At 60.6% G+C, this 17317-nt stretch carries 15 protein-coding genes and 5 tRNA genes; 2 read left to right on the top strand and 18 right to left on the bottom strand.

What is annotated here, in order from left to right:
- Positions 1 to 38 precede the first annotated feature (38 nt).
- Positions 39 to 566 carry a hypothetical protein gene (locus AC3B5Q_RS07215; RefSeq protein ID WP_021785139.1) on the top strand — a complete coding sequence of 176 codons (528 nt, stop codon included), beginning with the start codon at positions 39 to 41 and terminating at the stop codon, positions 564 to 566.
- 74 nt (positions 567 to 640) lie between these two features.
- Here AC3B5Q_RS07215 and AC3B5Q_RS07210 read toward each other — a convergent pair.
- The 3 genes from AC3B5Q_RS07210 to AC3B5Q_RS07200 form a co-directional block, all read right to left on the bottom strand.
- A tRNA-Arg gene (locus AC3B5Q_RS07210) sits at positions 641 to 717 on the bottom strand.
- A 111-nt stretch (positions 718 to 828) separates the two neighbouring features.
- A complete protein-coding gene (gene phnN, locus AC3B5Q_RS07205) occupies positions 829 to 1422 on the bottom strand; it encodes a phosphonate metabolism protein/1,5-bisphosphokinase (PRPP-forming) PhnN (RefSeq protein ID WP_021785138.1) in 594 nt (197 codons plus the stop codon).
- A 5-nt stretch (positions 1423 to 1427) separates the two neighbouring features.
- Positions 1428 to 1697, bottom strand: a complete 270-nt coding sequence (locus tag AC3B5Q_RS07200; protein WP_135192500.1) for a hypothetical protein — start codon at positions 1695 to 1697, stop codon at positions 1428 to 1430.
- 69 nt (positions 1698 to 1766) lie between these two features.
- Between AC3B5Q_RS07200 and AC3B5Q_RS07195 the strand changes: the two genes are divergently transcribed.
- The gene (locus AC3B5Q_RS07195) at positions 1767 to 2093 is read left to right on the top strand and encodes an Arc family DNA-binding protein (RefSeq protein ID WP_003254499.1); all 327 of its coding nucleotides are present in this window, start codon (positions 1767 to 1769) and stop codon (positions 2091 to 2093) included.
- A 106-nt stretch (positions 2094 to 2199) separates the two neighbouring features.
- Here AC3B5Q_RS07195 and mgtE read toward each other — a convergent pair whose 3' ends face one another.
- From mgtE to AC3B5Q_RS07120, 15 genes are all read right to left on the bottom strand, one after another.
- Positions 2200 to 3642 (bottom strand): magnesium transporter, encoded by a 1443-nt coding sequence (gene mgtE / locus AC3B5Q_RS07190; RefSeq protein ID WP_003254500.1) that lies wholly within the window; start codon positions 3640 to 3642, stop codon positions 2200 to 2202.
- Between the two features lie 396 nt (positions 3643 to 4038).
- Positions 4039 to 4115, bottom strand: a tRNA-Arg gene (locus tag AC3B5Q_RS07185).
- A gap of 72 nt (positions 4116 to 4187) precedes the next feature.
- A tRNA-Arg gene (locus AC3B5Q_RS07180) sits at positions 4188 to 4264 on the bottom strand.
- A gap of 71 nt (positions 4265 to 4335) precedes the next feature.
- A tRNA-Arg gene (locus AC3B5Q_RS07175) sits at positions 4336 to 4412 on the bottom strand.
- Positions 4413 to 4518: 106 nt separating this feature from the next.
- A tRNA-Ser gene (locus tag AC3B5Q_RS07170) sits at positions 4519 to 4609 on the bottom strand.
- Between the two features lie 72 nt (positions 4610 to 4681).
- Complete coding sequence (csrA, locus tag AC3B5Q_RS07165) at positions 4682 to 4870, bottom strand: carbon storage regulator CsrA (protein WP_003254503.1); 189 nt, start codon at positions 4868 to 4870, stop codon at positions 4682 to 4684.
- 167 nt (positions 4871 to 5037) lie between these two features.
- Positions 5038 to 6273 (bottom strand): aspartate kinase, encoded by a 1236-nt coding sequence (locus AC3B5Q_RS07160; protein WP_021785137.1) that lies wholly within the window; start codon positions 6271 to 6273, stop codon positions 5038 to 5040.
- Between the two features lie 102 nt (positions 6274 to 6375).
- Complete coding sequence (alaS, locus tag AC3B5Q_RS07155; protein WP_028696950.1) at positions 6376 to 9000, bottom strand: alanine--tRNA ligase; 2625 nt, start codon at positions 8998 to 9000, stop codon at positions 6376 to 6378.
- Positions 9001 to 9300: 300 nt separating this feature from the next.
- Positions 9301 to 10308: a succinylglutamate desuccinylase gene (astE, locus tag AC3B5Q_RS07150; protein ID WP_021785135.1), complete on the bottom strand. Its 1008-nt coding sequence runs from the start codon at positions 10306 to 10308 to the stop codon at positions 9301 to 9303.
- A 10-nt stretch (positions 10309 to 10318) separates the two neighbouring features.
- On the bottom strand, positions 10319 to 10609 hold the full coding sequence (locus tag AC3B5Q_RS07145; protein WP_003254508.1) for a topoisomerase II: 291 nt from the start codon (positions 10607 to 10609) through the stop codon (positions 10319 to 10321).
- 14 nt (positions 10610 to 10623) lie between these two features.
- Positions 10624 to 11973: an N-succinylarginine dihydrolase gene (gene astB / locus AC3B5Q_RS07140; RefSeq protein WP_103444745.1), complete on the bottom strand. Its 1350-nt coding sequence runs from the start codon at positions 11971 to 11973 to the stop codon at positions 10624 to 10626.
- A gap of 22 nt (positions 11974 to 11995) precedes the next feature.
- A complete protein-coding gene (gene astD, locus AC3B5Q_RS07135) occupies positions 11996 to 13459 on the bottom strand; it encodes a succinylglutamate-semialdehyde dehydrogenase (RefSeq protein ID WP_021785133.1) in 1464 nt (487 codons plus the stop codon).
- Complete coding sequence (aruG, locus tag AC3B5Q_RS07130) at positions 13460 to 14488, bottom strand: arginine N-succinyltransferase subunit beta (RefSeq protein ID WP_014590103.1); 1029 nt, start codon at positions 14486 to 14488, stop codon at positions 13460 to 13462.
- Positions 14489 to 14566: 78 nt separating this feature from the next.
- Positions 14567 to 15586, bottom strand: a complete 1020-nt coding sequence (gene aruF, locus AC3B5Q_RS07125; RefSeq protein WP_010955177.1) for an arginine/ornithine succinyltransferase subunit alpha — start codon at positions 15584 to 15586, stop codon at positions 14567 to 14569.
- Positions 15587 to 15733: 147 nt separating this feature from the next.
- A complete protein-coding gene (locus tag AC3B5Q_RS07120) occupies positions 15734 to 16954 on the bottom strand; it encodes an aspartate aminotransferase family protein (RefSeq protein ID WP_021785132.1) in 1221 nt (406 codons plus the stop codon).
- Positions 16955 to 17317: the final 363 nt, after the last annotated feature.

The following is a 17317-nucleotide window of genomic DNA, read 5'->3' as shown; positions in this document are numbered from 1 at the left end:
CGCTTGGAAGCTGTCAACGAGATTTCCAAGGAGGAAACATGATAATTGCCCATAACGGCGTGAGCTGGCAGCCCACGCTCCATCAGCCTCGGCACGCCAACGATGAGCAGGCAATGGCCCAGATTGCGCCTGTCCGCACGCCAATATCCACCGCCAACACGGCGAGCCAACAGCAGAACGGAGGCAGTACCGCTCAGCAAAACGCTGAGGATGCTCGTGCAGAAGCTTTTGCCAAACTCAAGGTGATGCTGCAAAACCTGGGTTCTGCGACCAACGAGCCGATCATCGGAGAACCACTGCCGCCCAAGACTGCCCGGGAGGAATTTCACGACTTCATGTCCAAGTCGCCTGGCGAGATGATCAAGGAAAAACTGCTGCGTGAGATAGGCCTGACCGAAGAAGAGTACGACGCCCTGCCACCAGAAATGAAAGCAAAAGTCGACGAGTTGATCGCCCAGCGCATGAAAGAAAACATCGAGCGCAAGGTGGAGGAGAAAGCGCAAGAGCAGGTCGCCAAGGCGGATGGCGACCAGGATGAAACGCAACAAGCAGCAAGCCCGATATAGTGAGCTGGCCAAGCGAAGGTGCTTTAACAGCAGCGCGGCGGCGACAAAGGAGACAATTATCGGAATGACAAGAATGGCGTCCCAGGCAGGAATTGAACCTGCAACCTTCCCCTTAGGAGGGGGATGCTCTATCCAATTGAGCTACTGAGACGCTACGACCGGCAGCGAGCGCTGCACAGCGGGATGGCCAGCATGTTAACCAGCATGCTGGCGTTTGTCATGCCTCAACTGGGCTTTTTCGCGTAATCCTTTTCTGCGGCTGCTATCCCCGCGGTAGCACGCCCTGATTGCGAAGCAGCGAAAAGAATGCAGCGACCGCCGCCTCCAGCGTGGAAGAATTATCCAGCACATGCACCGACGGGTCGGCTGCAGCCTGCAAGCGTGCGCTGCGCGCCAGGCGCTGCTCCACTTCTTCTGTGGTTTCCCGGCCCCGGGCCAGCAAGCGCTGGCGCAGCACCTCAGGCTTGACCTGGACCAACACGACCAGCAAGTCCGGATAGCGCTGACGGGCCTCTGCCAGATAAGCCCGCGAGCCATTCACCAGTACCGGCCTCCCCGCCGCCAACCACTGGTCCACCTGCCGGGGTATGCCATAGTCCAGGCCATTGGCCCGCCAGTGCATGGCAAACGCACCCTGCGCACGCAAGGTATCAAACTGCTCGGGCGTGACCCCTTGGGCAGCTTCGCCTTTGGCTTCGGCCGACCGGGTGATGACCCGGCGGGCTATTTCTACCCCGGCGACGGCCAGTTGCTCACGCGAAGCGTCGATCAGGGAATCCTTCCCGGAACCCGACGGCCCAACCAGAAATATCAACCGGCCTGTCCCTGATCGGCGGTCGCTTGCGTCATGTTGCATAGCCACTATGCTCTATGGAGGGAACCGGCGCATTCTAGGGCTTTTCCGGGCATTTTTCTGGGTTTTACCAATTGTTGACGGCAAATGACTGACGGCCAGGCTAGCCAGAGCATGTGAAACTTTTCAAACCAGTGCTCATTTCTGATAATTGGTACTGGCATAAAGCCTTTATCCGGCTCACTATTTGTCACATAATTGACGCCAAGCAAACGGCGACCTTGAGGCAAGATGAGCATCCATTTTTCACTGGCGGTTGAACATTTTGTCGTCGCCACGGTCGTACTTCCATCCCGTGCGGCCAATTTGAGAACCGCTTCCCCTGAACCAAACTCCGGTCAATTTATATGCGCCCAATGAAACAGGCTATTTATTCGAGCCGCACCGCTGACAAGTTCGTCGTCCGCCTGCCAGACGGAATGCGTGAGCGCATTGCCGAGGTAGCGCGCAACCACCACCGCAGCATGAACTCCGAGATCATCGCACGCCTGGAACAGAGCCTTATCCAGGAAGGCGCGCTGGGTGACGAGCTCAGCATGCGTCTGGACAGCCCAGAGCTGTCCCTGCATGAGCGCGAGTTGCTGCAGCGCTTCCGCCAACTGTCCCACCGCCAGCAGAACGCTCTGGTCGCCCTCATCGCTCACGATGTGGAAATGGCCGCAGACGCTTCCTGAGGCCTGCGCGAACACAAGAAAGCCAGCGTAAGCTGGCTTTTTTGTCGGCGACTGACAGGCAGCAATCGCACTCCCCTGTGGGATTGCTCCCACAGGGAGGATCGGCTTACAGCAGGAACAGCGTAGCCAACCCAAGGAAGATGAAGAAGCCGCCGCTGTCAGTCACAGCAGTGATCATCACGCTCGCCCCCATCGCAGGGTCGCGACCCAAGCGGGCCAATGTCATCGGGATCAGCACGCCCATCAGCGCCGCCAGTAACAGGTTCAAGGTCATCGCTGCGGTCATCACCACCCCCAGCGACCAGCTGCCATACAGCCAGAAAGCCACCGCACCAATCACTCCGCCCCACACCAGGCCGTTGATCAGCGACACAGCCAACTCCTTACGCATCAAGCGGCTGGTATTGCCTGGCGATACTTGGTCCAGGGCCATGGCGCGGACGATCATCGTGATGGTCTGGTTACCAGAGTTGCCACCAATACCCGCAACGATCGGCATCAACGCAGCCAACGCCACCAGCTTTTCAATCGAACCTTCGAACAACCCGATCACTCGCGAAGCAACGAACGCGGTAATCAGGTTGATTGCCAGCCACGCCCAACGGTTGCGGAACGAACGCCAGACCGAGGCAAAAATATCTTCCTCTTCACGCAGACCCGCCATGTTGAGGACTTCGCTCTCGCTTTCCTCACGGATCAGGTCAACCATTTCGTCGATGGTCAGACGGCCGATCAGGCGCTCGCTCTTGTCCACCACCGGGGCGGATACCAGGTCATAACGCTCGAAAGCCTGCGCTGCATCGTAGGCATCTTCCTCGGGCTGGAAGGAGACGGGGTCGGTCGCCATGACCTCCGCCACCTTTTTCTCCGGGTCGTTGACCAGCAGGCGCTTGATCGGCAATACCCCCTTGAGGATGCCGTCGTAATCGACCACGAACAATTTGTCGGTGTGGTTCGGCAGTTCTTTCAGGCGGCGCAGGTAGCGCAGAACCACTTCCAGGCTGACGTCCTCGCGGATGGTGACCATCTCGAAGTCCATCAACGCACCGACCTGCTCCTCGTCGTAGCTCAGCGCCGAACGCACCCGTTCGCGTTGCTGGGCATCGAGGGTTTCCATCAGCTCGTGAACAACGTCGCGCGGCAGCTCTGGGGCGAGGTCGGCCAGTTCGTCGGCGTCCATCTCCTTGGCGGCAGCCAGCAGCTCGTGATCGTCCATGTCGGCGATCAGCGACTGGCGAACCGAATCGGAAACTTCCAGCAGGATGTCGCCATCGCGCTCCGAGCGCACCAGTTGCCAGACCGTCAGACGATCTTCCAGGGGCAAGGCTTCGAGGATATAGGCGATGTCGGCGGGGTGCAGGTCATCGAGCTTGCGCTGCAGCTCGACGAGGTTCTGACGGTGGACCAGGTTTTCCACCAGGTCGTTGTGCGCGCCTTCCTGGCGATGGGTCAGGTCTTCGACCATACGCTGACGCTGCAGCAGTTCGACCACCTGGGCCAGGCGATCCTGCAGGCTTTCTTGCGCTTTTTTAACTTCTACTTCAGTCATAGGCGAACTCCACTCCCAGCAGCGGAGCACGCCGAGGGAATCAATCGGTCAGATCTTTCTGTATGAATCTTGTTAGCGAGTAACTACTGGGTAAGTCCATGGTGGTTTTCCACAAGCCCCGACGGGGCTGACGGGCGCAATCATACACTGCTAAAGCTGTCAGATCGCTTAAATTTTTGGCCAGAACAATCGTTTGCGTGATAAAGCTGGGACAACGCTCGAAGCTATCAGTGCGACGGTTGTTGTGGATGAGAAAGCACATTTGATTTTTGAGGCCGCACAGCGGCTCCAAGCTACACCGCAATCATTACAGAAGAGCGTAGATCGACATGATCAAGAATTCATTGGCGCACAAACAAAAAGCCCGCTCTATTGAGCGGGCTTTTTGATGGGGTGTGGCGGACTCAGCAGGATTCGAACCTGCGACCGCTCGGTTCGTAGCCGAGTACTCTATCCAGCTGAGCTATGAGTCCGTGGTGGTAGTTTTAGACCAGATTACCACTGGTTTACTGAAGTAGCTTTGCAAGCAGAACCACTTCAAAAAGTGGCGGACTCAGCAGGATTCGAACCTGCGACCGCTCGGTTCGTAGCCGAGTACTCTATCCAGCTGAGCTATGAGTCCGCAATTGGTAGTTTTAGACCAGATTACCACTGGTTGTTTGAAGCAGCTTTTAAGCAAAGCCACTTCAAAAGTGGCGGACTCAGGAGGATTCGAACCTCCGACCGCTCGGTTCGTAGCCGAGTACTCTATCCAGCTGAGCTATGAGTCCGTGTCTTGCCGCGCATTATAGGTCGCTGAAACATTTTTGCAAGAACTTTTTCGTTTAAAATCAACTACTTAGCGTTCTTGCCGTTTACAGCGCCCTAAGCGAATAATGGCGGTGAAGGGGGGATTCGAACCCCCGATACCCTTATGAGGTATACTCCCTTAGCAGGGGAGCGCCTTCGGCCACTCGGCCACCTCACCGCAACACGAGGCGAATATTAAAGAACCTCTTTCACCTTTGCAACCCTTTTTTTGAAAAAAACTTCAAAAAAATTAAAGGCTTGGCTCTTCATCCTTCTCCTTCTTGATCCGCAGGTAGATTTCCTCGCGGTGAACTGCCACTTCTTTCGGGGCGCTCACGCCAATACGCACCTGGTTGCCTTTGACGCCAAGCACCGTCACGGTGATCTCGCCGTCTCCAATGATCAGGCTCTCGGCGCACCGACGAGTCAGAATCAACATAGCTTTCTCCTTACGCAAAACATTCAGGGGTAACAGTCTTGGATTTCGGGACAAGGTCGCGGACGACGACCAAGGCCCTGGTTACTCGCCGCACAGGGCAGGACAGGGCCTGCGCGGCGAGCAGAAACGCGAAGGGCGCGGCAAGCCGCGCCCTTCCAGGCAGCGCCTTACTCGCCCTGTCGGGCAGGAGCATCCAGATCGAACGCGGTATGCAGCGCGCGTACGGCCAGCTCCAGATACTTCTCTTCGAGCACCACCGAAACCTTGATCTCGGAAGTGGAGATCATCTGGATGTTGATGCTCTCCTTGGCCAGGGCTTCGAACATGCGGCTGGCAACACCGGCGTGTGAACGCATGCCGACGCCAACGATCGAGACCTTGGCGATCTTGGTGTCGCCGATCACTTCACGGGCACCGATTTCGCGTGCAGTGTTTTCCAGCACGCTATGCGCCTTCTCGTACTCGTTGCGGTGCACGGTGAAGGTGAAGTCGGTGGTGTTATCGTGCGCAACGTTCTGCACGATCATGTCGACTTCGATGTTCGCAGCGCTGATCGGGCCGAGGATCTTGAAGGCCACGCCCGGGGTATCCGGCACGCCGCGAATGGTCAGCTTTGCTTCATCACGGTTGAAGGCGATACCGGAAATGATCGGCTGTTCCATGGATTCCTCTTCATCAATGGTAATGAGGGTACCCGGACCCTCCTTGAAGCTGTGCAGCACGCGCAGCGGAACGTTGTACTTGCCGGCGAACTCCACCGAACGGATCTGCAGCACCTTGGAGCCGAGGCTGGCCATTTCCAGCATTTCTTCGAAGGTGATCTTCTCCAGGCGACGAGCCTGTGGCACGACACGCGGGTCGGTGGTGTAGACACCATCGACATCAGTGTAGATCTGGCACTCATCAGCCTTCAGCGCCGCCGCCAGGGCCACGCCAGTGGTATCAGAGCCACCACGCCCCAGGGTAGTGATGCTGCCGTGCTCATCGACGCCCTGGAAGCCTGCAACCACGACCACGCGGCCTTCCTTGAGGTCGGCACGAATCTTCTGGTCGTCGATTTGCAGAATGCGCGCCTTGTTGTGCGAGCTGTCGGTGAGAATACGCACCTGGTTGCCGGTGTAGGACACCGCTGGCACACCACGCTTGATCAAGGCCATGGTCAGTAGGGCAATGGTGACCTGCTCACCGGTCGACACGATCACGTCCAGCTCACGAGGAACCGGGTGATCGGTAATCTGCTTGGCCAGGTCGATCAGACGATTGGTTTCACCGCTCATGGCCGACAGCACAACCACCAGGTCGTCGCCCGCTTCACGGTGTTTCTTGACCTTTTCGGCTACCTGCTCGATCCGCTCGATGGAACCGACAGAGGTGCCGCCAAATTTCTGTACGATCAACGCCATTTCAATGGTGCCTCAGCCCATACAGGGCCCCAAATAACAATCCAACATGAAGGAGTGGACGGGAGTGGCCTGTGTGGCTACTAGACCATCCACCCCTTCATCTCAAAGTCCCTGCTCTGCGAATGGCACGGCCAGCGCCAGGGCCTGGTCCAGAGCTGCGACGTCGACGCCACCGCCCTGGGCCATGTCCGGACGGCCACCGCCCTTGCCACCCACCGCCGCAGCGGCTTGTTTCATCAGATCGCCAGCCTTGAGTTGGCTGGAGAGGTCCTTGGTCACGCCGGCCACCAGCACAACCTTGCCCTCATGCTCGCTGCCCAGCAGGATCACTGCGTGGCCGAGCTTGTTCTTCAACTGATCGACCAGCGCCAGCAGGGCCTTGCCGTCCTGCCCATCCAGGCGGGCGGCGAGGACCTTGGCACCCTTGACCTCAACAGCCGCGTTGGAGAGATCGTCCCCGGCGGCGCTGGCGGCCTTGGCCTGCAGCTGTTCCAGCTGCTTCTCCAGCTGGCGGTTGCGCTCAAGCACAGCCGACAGCTTGTCGATCAGGTTGTCGCGGTTACCTTTCACCAGTTGCGCGGCTTCCTTGACCTGCTCCTCGGCAGCGTTCAGGTAGGCCAGCGCAGCGGCACCGGTTACGGCTTCGATACGGCGCACGCCAGAGGCCACGCCGCTTTCGCTGATGATCTTGAACAGGCTGATGTCACCGGTGCGCTTGGCGTGAATACCGCCGCACAATTCCACCGAAAAATCGCCGCCCATGCTCAACACACGCACGGTGTCGCCGTACTTCTCACCGAACAGCGCCATTGCGCCTTTGGCCTTGGCCGTTTCGATGTCGGTCAGTTCGGTTTCAACGGCAGTGTTCTTGCGCACTTCACGGTTGACGATGTCTTCCAGCGCCTTGATCTGCTCTGGTTTCACCGCCTCGAAGTGGCTGAAATCGAAACGCAGGCGCTGGCTGTCGACCAGCGAGCCCTTCTGCTGTACATGCTCACCCAGCACCTGGCGCAGCGCTTCGTGCAGCAGGTGAGTGGCGGAGTGGTTCAACGAGGTGGCGTGTTGCACCTCTGCATCGACCTTGGCCTCGACTGGCGAACCGATCACCAGCGCGCCGCTGGCAACCACGCCGTGGTGCAGGAAGGCACCGCCGGTCTTGGTGGTGTCGCGCACGTCAAAGCGTGCAGCGCCAGCCTGCAGGAAGCCGGTATCGCCAATCTGGCCGCCGGATTCGGCGTAGAACGGCGTGCGGTCGAGCACGACCACGCCCTGCTCGCCTTCACCCAGCTGGTCGACGGACAGGCCGTCCTTGTACAAGGCGATGATCTTGCCTTGGCCTTCAGTGGCATCGTAACCGAGGAACTCGGTGGCGCTGTCGACTTTTACCAGGCTGTTGTAATCCATGCCGAAGGCGCTGGCGGAACGGGCACGCTCACGCTGGGCGTCCATTTCACGCTCGAAGCCGGCTTCGTCGATAGTCAGCTCACGCTCACGAGCGATGTCGGCGGTCAGGTCCATCGGGAAGCCATAGGTGTCGTACAGCTTGAACACCACGTCGCCCGGTACCACGTCGCCTTTCAGCTGGGCCAGGTCTTGCTCGAGGATGCGCAGGCCCTGCTCCAGGGTTTTGGCGAACTGCTCCTCTTCGGCCTTGAGCACGCGCTCGATGTGCGCTTGCTGGCTCTTCAGCTCCGGGAAGGCTTCGCCCATTTCAGCGGCCAGTGCGGCAACGATCTGGTAGAAGAAGCTGCCCTTGGCGCCCAGCTTGTTGCCGTGACGGCAAGCGCGGCGAATGATGCGGCGCAGCACGTAGCCACGGCCTTCGTTGGACGGCAGCACGCCGTCGGCAATCAGGAAACCGCACGAACGGATGTGGTCTGCGACCACTTTCAGCGAGGCCTGGCCATCATTGCTGCAACCGATGGCCTTGGCTGCGGCAGCCAGCAGGTTCTGGAACAGGTCGATCTCGTAGTTCGAATGCACGTGCTGCAGCACGGCGCTGATGCGCTCCAGGCCCATGCCGGTGTCCACCGACGGCGCTGGCAGCGGGTGCAACACGCCGTCGGCGGTGCGGTTGAACTGCATGAAAACGTTGTTCCAGATCTCGATGTAACGGTCACCGTCTTCTTCTGGCGAGCCGGGTGGGCCGCCCCAGATATCCGCGCCGTGATCGTAGAAAATCTCGGTGCACGGGCCGCACGGGCCGGTATCGCCCATGGTCCAGAAGTTGTCGGAGGCGTACGGGGCGCCCTTGTTGTCGCCGATGCGCACCATGCGCTCGGCCGGCACGCCGACTTCCTTGGTCCAAATGTCGTAGGCTTCGTCGTCAGTGGCGTAGACGGTGACCCAGAGCTTTTCCTTGGGCAGGTTCAGCCACTGCTCGGACGTCAGGAAGGTCCAGGCGAAGGTAATGGCGTCGCGCTTGAAATAATCGCCGAAGCTGAAGTTGCCCAGCATTTCGAAGAAGGTGTGGTGACGCGCGGTGTAACCGACGTTTTCCAGGTCGTTGTGCTTGCCACCGGCACGCACGCACTTCTGGCTGCTGACAGCACGCGTGTAGGCGCGCTTCTCCGCACCGAGGAAGCAGTCCTTGAACTGGTTCATGCCTGCGTTGGTGAACAGCAGGGTCGGATCGTTGTTCGGGATCAGCGAACTGGAGGCGACTCGGGTATGTCCCTGCTCTTCGAAGAAGCGAAGGAAGGCTTCACGGATTTCTGCGCTTTTCATAGGTTCTTCCACGGAAACGGCGGCCCTGTTGGGCAAACGCGTCGACGAAACGACGGCAAAGGGCCGCATTATATCGGTCCTGCAGTCTCGATGCAGTGTGTTTATACGATAGAAGCCATCGTTTGGACGGTTTTTCGGGCTATGCAAACGAAAACGACATGACCGGATGCTAAATCCTGTGTTTCGCCACTGGCAAGCCAATTACCGCTCAAGGGAAGGGAAAATGGAACAGGCGGTGAATTAAAAGGTTTTCATCATGGATAGGATCCGAAACCCTGTCGCCTGCAGGCGACAGCGCTCTCAGCCCAGCCGCTGCCCCGAATCCGGCACGATCAGAATGCCGGCGCGCAAGCCATTCTTGACTTTGGGGTTAGGGAAGATGATGCGTGCGCCCTCCTCCTCGACCACCCAGCGCATCTCGGCCAGGTCTTCAGCCAGCAGGTAACCCTTGCTCAGCTCGGAGAAGTTTTCGATGTCCGCCGGCAAGTGCAGGTGGAAGCTGTCACTGTGCTTGATGATTTCGCGGGAAACCCTGAACAATTGCAGGCCATCCAGCGAACTTTCTTCCTCTGGCTCGGTAGCTTCGATAATGCGAATCAGCCGCTCTTCGAGCTTGTCGAGATTGACCTGCTCGTTCTGGCCGAACGGACGGGCCTTGCCCAACTCCAAGGTAAAGGCTTCAGCTTCGAGCTGTTCATAGGTGAAAGCACTGAAGGTGATGGACGACTTGCTTTGCAGTAATACCGCTTCCATACCTGCCGCCGCCAGGCGCACCAGTTCGCGACGGGAGTGCTTGCGCCCTTCTTTATAAGGGTACAAGGCGAATTGCTCGATCTTCGAACCGCGGATGGCGGTATGCAGGTCGTAATGCAGGCGGCTGCGCTCCGGCTTGCTGAAGAACACCCGGGCGAACTGCTCCAGCTCGGCAGCACGCAATGCTTCGAAACCGCTGGAAAGCTCATGGCGGCCATTGAACAAACGGTTGATGTCCTGCTCGATAAAGCGCTCGCCCTTGCGGATCGCCGCCGGGTTGCCGAACAGGAACAGCACCCGTGCCCTGGGTTTGATCTTGCCGTTGGCCACGCCGTGCAGCAGCCGCTCGAGCAATTCGATCGGCGCTGTTTCGTTGCCATGAATGCCGGCGGACAACAGCAAGTCCAGCCCGCAATCTTCGCTTTCGGCCGGACGCACTTCGAGCGCGCCCTCCCCCAGCCACCGCAAACGCGCGCCCTTGGGTGTCACTTGGGTCTTCTCGGCCGGTTCGTGATCGGTGAGGGTCAGCTCAAGCAATTTGCCAAGGGCGAGCATAGGGACTTCCTTAGTGGTGGTGACCGCAGTCAGGGCCATGAACGTGATCGTCGTCTTCGCCAAGCTCTGCCGGTTCCATTTCCAGCTGCAGGCTGACCAGGTTGGTGGCCATCGGGCGCAGCAGCAAGTTGGCATACTCGGTGTCGTCTTCCTCGACATCCACACCGATCAGCAGCTGGCCACGGCCATCCTGCTGAATCCACACTTCCTTGCCTTGCCAGACCACAGCAAAGCGGGTGCAGGAAGTTTCCAGCTGGGTGCCGTCTTCATCTTCGAGGATCAGGCGCAAGGCGTCGGTCATTACAGAGTCTCTCTTCAAGGTTGGCGTTGGAACGGATACACCGAGCCCAACTTCAGGATCTGGGTCAATTCGTCCAGTGCCGTACGGCATTCCACCAGCAGTTGCGGGTCAGCCAGGTCTGCTTCGCCAAGACGATCGCGGTAGTGCCTGTCGACCCACTGCAGCAGCGTGTCATACAGCGAGGCCGTCATGATAACGCCTTGGTTGACCGCCGCCAGTTCCGATTCCTTCAAGGCTACGCGCAAACGCAGGCAGGCTGGGCCGCCGCCGTTTTGCATGCTCTGCTTGAGGTCGAACACCTTGACCTCCTTCACCGGGCCTCCCTGACTGGTCAACTGGCCAAGATAAGCCCAGACCCGCTCGTTGTTGCGGCACTCTTCCGGCACGACCAACAGCATGGAACCATCGTCGCGGCTCAGCAGCTGGCTGTTGAACAGGTAGGAACGCACCGCGTCCTCCACCGCCACCGCGGCTCTGGGCACGCAGATGGCCTGGAAGTTGCCACCCTTGCTGGCCAGTTTAGCTCGCAGCTGCCCAAGCACCGCGTCGGTATCGAGAAACGCGTCCTCGTGGTAGAACAGCACTTCGCCGTTACCCACCGAAATCACATCATTGTGGAACACACCCTGGTCGATCACCGCCGGGTTCTGTTGAGCGTAGACCACACCGTCATCGCTCAGGCCGTGCAGCCGGGCCACAGCCTGCGAGGCCTCCAGGGTTTGTCGGGCCGGATACTTCTGTGGCGCCGGGTAACGGCTGTCGAAGGCGCTGCGACCATAGACAAAGAACTCCACACCGGCCTCACCATAGGCGCGGCAGAAGCGCGTGTGGTTGGCCGCGCCCTCGTCACCGAACTGTGCCACGGCAGGCAGCGCGGCGTGATGGGCAAAGTGCTTCTCGTTGTTGAACATGGCGCCCAGCACGCGGCTGGTGGTCGGGTGCTCGATGCTGCGGTGATATTTGCAGTTGAGGTTGGCGGCGGTGAAGTGCACACGACCGTCAGCCGTGTCGGCACTCGGGCTGACTGTCGCGGCGTTGGCCACCCACATGCTTGAGGCCGAGCAACTGGCCACTAGCAACGGCATGGCCTCGCGGGCGGCGCGCTGGATGACTTCGGCATCGCTGCCACTGAACCCCAGGCGGCGCAGCGCGGCCACGTCCGGGCGTTCCTGTGGCGCCAGAACACCCTGCTTGAAGCCCATGTCGGCCAGCGCTTTCATCTTCGCCAGGCCCTGGCGCGCCGCCTCACGCGGGTTGGACCCCTGCTGGCTGTTGCTCTGCGAAGCCACGTTACCGTAAGACAGGCCGCCATAGTTGTGGGTAGGCCCCACCAGGCCATCAAAATTCACTTCATAGGATTTCATCGGCTAGGCTCCGTGACTGTTGTTATAGGGTGACGCCCGGCGTCAGGGTCGCCGGCAAGGCAAGGCTGGCGGTCTCCAGCGAAGCCACGGGGTAAGCGCAGTAGTCGGCCGCGTAATAGGCACTGGCGCGATGGTTGCCACTGGCACCCACGCCGCCGAACGGTGCGCTGCTGGCAGCCCCCGTCAGCTGTTTGTTCCAGTTGACGATGCCGGCGCGGCTGCGCAGCCAGAAGTACTGGTAGCGTGCGCGCGAATCGGACAACAAACCGGCAGCCAGGCCATACTGAGTGTTGTTGGCTTCATCGATGGCAGCATCGAAGTCGGCGTAGCGGATCACCTGCAGCAGCGGGCCGAAAAACTCTTCGTCCGGGCGGTCAGCCACGGCGGTGACATCGACAATGCCCGGGGTCAGCAGTGCGGCATCGGCCTGTGGCTGGGTCATTTCCAGCAGTTTCACGCCACCTTTGGCGGCCAGTTCGGCCTGGGCCGCAAGCAGCGCCCGAGCCGCCTGCAGCGAAATCACCGAGCCCATGAAAGGCGCCGGCTGCTCATCGAACGCCCCCACCGTGATGGTTTTGCACACCTCGACCAAGCGCGCGATCAGCGCATCGCCCCAGGCGCCTTGCGGTACCAGCAGGCGCCGCGCGCAGGTGCAGCGCTGGCCAGCGGAAATGAACGCCGACTGGATAATGGTATACACCGCCGCGTCGAGGTCCTTGACCTCGTCCACCACGAGCGGGTTGTTACCCCCCATTTCCAGGGCCAGGATCTTGTCTGGACGCCCTGCGAACTGCTGATGCAGCAGGTTGCCGGTGCGGCTGGAGCCGGTGAAGAACAGGCCATCGATACCTGGGTTGGCGGCCAGCGCCACACCGGTTTCGCGTGCCCCCTGCACCAGGTTCAGCACACCCGCCGGCAGGCCGGCAGCAATCCAGCAGTTGACGGTAAGCTCAGCAACCTTGGGGGTCAGCTCGCTGGGCTTGAACACCACGCAGTTGCCTGCCAGCAGCGCCGGCACGATATGGCCATTGGGCAGGTGCCCGGGGAAGTTGTAGGGGCCGAACACCGCCACCACACCGTGGGGCTTGTGCCGCAAAACAGCCGTGGCATCGGCCAGCGGACCACTCTTTTCGCCGGTACGCTCGCGGTAGCTCTGTACCGAAATCGCCACCTTGTTGACCATGCTGGTGACTTCAGTCGCAGATTCCCACAGCGGCTTCCCGGTTTCCTCGCCAATGCATTGGGCCATGGCTTCGGCATGCACTTTCAACTGCGCGGCAAACTTCTCCAGCACATCGATACGTGCCTCCAGGCTCAACTGCGCCCAGGCCGGGAAGGCCTGCCGCGCCGCCTGCACAGCAGCGCTGACCTGGCTGGCGTCAGCGCCCTGCCCTTGCCAGATCACGGCCTGGGTCACCGGGTTGAGCGACTGCAGGGTTTCACCCTGGCCAGCCTGCCAATTGCCTGCGATGTAATGCGTGGTCATTTACTGGGCCTCCCGGCTGGCCGACAGCGGCACCGCGCGCACATTGTCGCCGACGCCCATGCGCAGGCGCTTGGCGGTCAACGGGTCGACCACCAGGGTACCGGCGGCCAACCGTGCAGGTGCAGCAGTGATACGGCAGTCGTCGCGCTTGCGGTTGTGGATGATGAAAGGGGTCGCGTCGTCGCCTGGCGTACCTACCGCCAGCACCAGGGTCTGGCTCTCGCGCACCGCGCGGATCTTGGCAGTGTCACACTCGATGGCCGGGCCGGCGTCAAAGATGTCGACGTAGCCCTGATAGTTGAAGCCCTCCTGCTTAAGCATGGCCAGCGCCGGCTCGGTGTCTTTGTGCACACGGCCGATCACGTTGCGCGCAGCCTCGGACAGGAAGCAGGTGTACAGCGGGAACTTGGGCATCAGCTCAGCGATGAACGACTTGTTGCCCACGCCGGTGAGGTAGTCGGCCTGGCTGAACTCCATCTTGAAGAAATGCCGGCCCAGGCTTTCCCAGAACGGCGAACGGCCCTGCTCGTCAGACATGCCGCGCATTTCGGCAATGATCTTCTTGCCAAACAGCTCCGGGAACTCGGCAATGAACAGCATGCGCGCGCGCGACAGCAGACGGCCATTGAGACCCGAGCGGTGGTCGCTGCGCAGGAACAGCGAGCACAGCTCGGAGTTTCCGGTCAGGTCGTTGGCCAGGAACAGCGTCGGGATTTCGCGGTAGATCTTCAGCTCCTGCGAGGCGCTGACCGTCAGGCCGACCCGATAGTTGTACCAAGGCTCACGCAGGCCGACGGCGCCGGCGATGGCACTGATGCCCACCACCAGACCTTCGTCGTTTTCCAGCACGAACAGGTAATCGGTGTCACCACGCTCGGCTTCGCCACGGAAGCTTTTTTCCGCCCAACCAACACGGTGCCCGAGGCGCTCTTCGTTGGCCGGCAGCGTGGTCAGCCCGGTGGTGCCGGTGCTGCGTGCCAATTCGATCAACGCAGGCAAATCGCTGCTGCGTACAGGACGAACGATCATGCTATCTCCTTGTGCGGCGGCATCGGCCGGCGCAAAACACTGCTAACGCATCAATCCCGAAACGTCTGTTGCCAGACCTCAAACCGCGACCAGGCGCACGCTGGCGCCCTCGCCCACGCCCAGCGCGTCGGCTGCAGCCACGCTCAGGCTGACCGGTTTGCCAGGCACCCAGTCCAGGTCCAGCAACACCGCGCGGTAGTCCTGCAACAGGCCGTTGCACACCAGGTACGGGCGCCCACCCTTGACCGGGGCCTCTTCGATCTTCACCGGGACCACCCGGCTCTGAGCGATCGAGCGGATGCCAGAGGTGCGCGCATGCAGGGTCGGGCCGCCGTCGAAGATGTCGATGTAGTGCTCGGTCTCGAAGCCTTCGCGCATGAGTATGTCGAAGGTGATCTGTGCCCGCGGATGTACCTGGCCCATGGCTTCCTGCGCCAGGTCTGGCAGCAACGGCACGTAGATCGGGTAATGCGGCATCAGCTCGGCGAGGAAGGTACGGCTCTTCAGGCCGCACAGGCGCTCGGCGTCGGCATAGTTGAGGTCGAAGAAGTTGCGGCCGATAGCATCCCAGAACGGCGATTCACCCTGCTCGTCGCTGAAGCCGACGATCTCGGTTACCACCGAATCGGCGAAGCGCTCCGGGTGCGCAGCCATGAACAGCAGTCGACCACGCGAATTGAGCTCGGCCCAGCCACTGTTCACCAGTTCCGGTGCTACATAGAAACTGGTCAGCAGGCTGTTGCCAGTCAGATCGTGACACAGCGACAGCACATGGATCTTGTTGTGTATCTTCAGCTCGCGCGAGGCGTGCACGAATGTTTCGTTACGAAAACTGTAGAACGGCTCGGAGTAGCCGGCCGAAGCGACGATGGCTGAGCAACCGGCCAACTTGCCTGTTTCGCTGTCTTCGAGCACGAAAAAATAACTCTCTTCGCCGTTGAAGCTGACCTCGGCGGCGAAGGATGTCTCGGAGGCGGCAATCTTGTCGCCGAGACGAGCGGTGTCGTCCGGCAGCGAGGTGACACCAATGGGGCTGTCTGCAGCCATGCGCTGCACGTCGTTCAGATCAGCCATTTGCGCGGGGCGCATCACCAGCATGGTGTCACTCCTTTGGAATACGGGCCGTTCACAGCGGCACGAAAAAACGGCAGGCACCCAGGCACCTGCACTGGAATCGGGTATCGCCGGCCCGGATCGGCCTCGTGCCGAGGCTGGGCTGAGGCCGGCGAAAGGACCGTTGGCGGATCAGCCTTTGGTCAGTGTGGCCACAGCGCGCTCGAAGCGGTCCAGGCCTGCGTCGATATCGGCGTCTTCAACCACCAGGCTTGGGGCGAAGCGGACAACGTCCGGGCCGGCCTGCAGCACCATCACGCCTTCTTTCTCGGCAGCGTTGAGCACGTCCTTGGCCTTGCCTTTCCAGGCCTCGGTCAAGACGCAGCCCAGCAGCAGGCCGACGCCACGCACCTGGCTGAACAGGTTGTACTTCTGGCCGATCTGCTCCAGGCGGGTTTTGAAGCGCTCGTGCTTAGCCTTGATACCGGCCAGGGTTTCCGGGGTGTTGACCACATCCAGCACCGCGCAGGCAACGGCGCAGCCCAGCGGGTTGCCGCCATAGGTGGTGCCGTGGGTGCCAACGGCCAGGTGCTTGGCCAGCTCGGTGGTGGTCAGCATGGCACCAATCGGGAAGCCGCCGCCCAGGCTCTTGGCACTGGTCAGAATGTCCGGGGTCACGCCGTAGTGCTGGTAGGCATACAGCGAGCCGGTACGGCCCACGCCAGTCTGCACTTCGTCAAAGATCAGCAGAGCGTTGTGCTCGTCACACAGTTTGCGCGCGCCTTCCAGGTAGGCCTTGTCGGCCGGCACCACGCCGCTCTCGCCTTGGATCGGCTCGATCACCACGGCGCAGGTCTTGTCGGAAATCTGTGCCTTCAACGCTTCCAGGTCGTTGTACGGCACATGGCTGATACCGGTGATCTTCGGGCCAAAGCCATCGGAGTACTTTGGCTGGCCACCCACGCTGACGGTAAACAGGGTGCGGCCGTGGAAGCTGTTCACGGTGGCGATGATTTCGTGCTTTTGCGGACCGAAGCGGTCATGCGCCACACGACGGGCCAGCTTGAAAGCGGCCTCGTTGGCCTCGGCGCCGGAGTTGCAGAAGAACGCGCGGTCGGCAAAGGTGGCGTCCACCAGCTTGTGGGCCAGGCGCAGGGCCGGCTCGTTGGTGAACACGTTGGAAACGTGCCAGAGGGTGTTGGCCTGTTCAGTCAGGGCCTTGACCAGTGCCGGGTGGCAGTGGCCCAGGGCATTGACCGCGATGCCGCCGGCAAAGTCGATCAACTCGCGACCCGACTGGTCCCAGACGCGGGAACCCTCGCCTCGCACAGGAATGAAGGCCGCCGGAGAATAGTTGGGGACCATCACCTGGTCGAAATCGGCACGTTGCACCGGGGCTTGCTCAACGGACATCTGAGTCTCCTGAAGAGGAACGCTGGCCTGGAAGTGGCGAGCGATGGGGGGATTGTAAGGACTGATCCGCGCCTGTCCTTGCGGCCAAGCGACAACTTGTTACAGCGCAAAACCCAGTTTTGACAAGGCTTTCGGCAATGCGACAAACACTGTCGCAATCGCGCAGTGTACGGGAGAGAGGGGGCTGGGTGAACGGGTGTTCACACAGGATTGAGGGAGGCGGGATGTTTGGCGATGTTGATGTGTTGACGGGGAGATCGAGCGCCGCCCGCGCGGCGCATCGCGAGCGAAGCTCGCTCCTACATTTGTTGCAACGTGCCGAGCCTGTTACGCCATGGTTGCCAGCCTTTGTGCATGGCTTGA

Source organism: Pseudomonas sp. D5(2026) (assembly GCF_057766845.1).
Note: the sequence above shows the minus strand (reverse complement) of the source record. Positions and strands in the feature narration are given on the sequence as shown.

Coding starts and splice junctions, on each gene's coding strand:
- mgtE (WP_003254500.1), bottom strand. CDS start 3,642: ATGACTGAAGTAGAAGTTAAAAAAGCGCAAGAAAGCCTGCAGGATCGC.
- AC3B5Q_RS07145 (WP_003254508.1), bottom strand. CDS start 10,609: ATGACCGACGCCTTGCGCCTGATCCTCGAAGATGAAGACGGCACCCAG.
- AC3B5Q_RS07160 (WP_021785137.1), bottom strand. CDS start 6,273: ATGGCGTTGATCGTACAGAAATTTGGCGGCACCTCTGTCGGTTCCATC.
- phnN (WP_021785138.1), bottom strand. CDS start 1,422: ATGCAACATGACGCAAGCGACCGCCGATCAGGGACAGGCCGGTTGATA.
- aruF (WP_010955177.1), bottom strand. CDS start 15,586: ATGCTGGTGATGCGCCCCGCGCAAATGGCTGATCTGAACGACGTGCAG.
- csrA (WP_003254503.1), bottom strand. CDS start 4,870: ATGTTGATTCTGACTCGTCGGTGCGCCGAGAGCCTGATCATTGGAGAC.
- AC3B5Q_RS07195 (WP_003254499.1), top strand. CDS start 1,767: ATGCGCCCAATGAAACAGGCTATTTATTCGAGCCGCACCGCTGACAAG.
- AC3B5Q_RS07120 (WP_021785132.1), bottom strand. CDS start 16,954: ATGTCCGTTGAGCAAGCCCCGGTGCAACGTGCCGATTTCGACCAGGTG.
- astB (WP_103444745.1), bottom strand. CDS start 11,973: ATGAAATCCTATGAAGTGAATTTTGATGGCCTGGTGGGGCCTACCCAC.
- alaS (WP_028696950.1), bottom strand. CDS start 9,000: ATGAAAAGCGCAGAAATCCGTGAAGCCTTCCTTCGCTTCTTCGAAGAG.
- astD (WP_021785133.1), bottom strand. CDS start 13,459: ATGACCACGCATTACATCGCAGGCAATTGGCAGGCTGGCCAGGGTGAA.
- aruG (WP_014590103.1), bottom strand. CDS start 14,488: ATGATCGTTCGTCCTGTACGCAGCAGCGATTTGCCTGCGTTGATCGAA.
- astE (WP_021785135.1), bottom strand. CDS start 10,308: ATGCTCGCCCTTGGCAAATTGCTTGAGCTGACCCTCACCGATCACGAA.
- AC3B5Q_RS07215 (WP_021785139.1), top strand. CDS start 39: ATGATAATTGCCCATAACGGCGTGAGCTGGCAGCCCACGCTCCATCAG.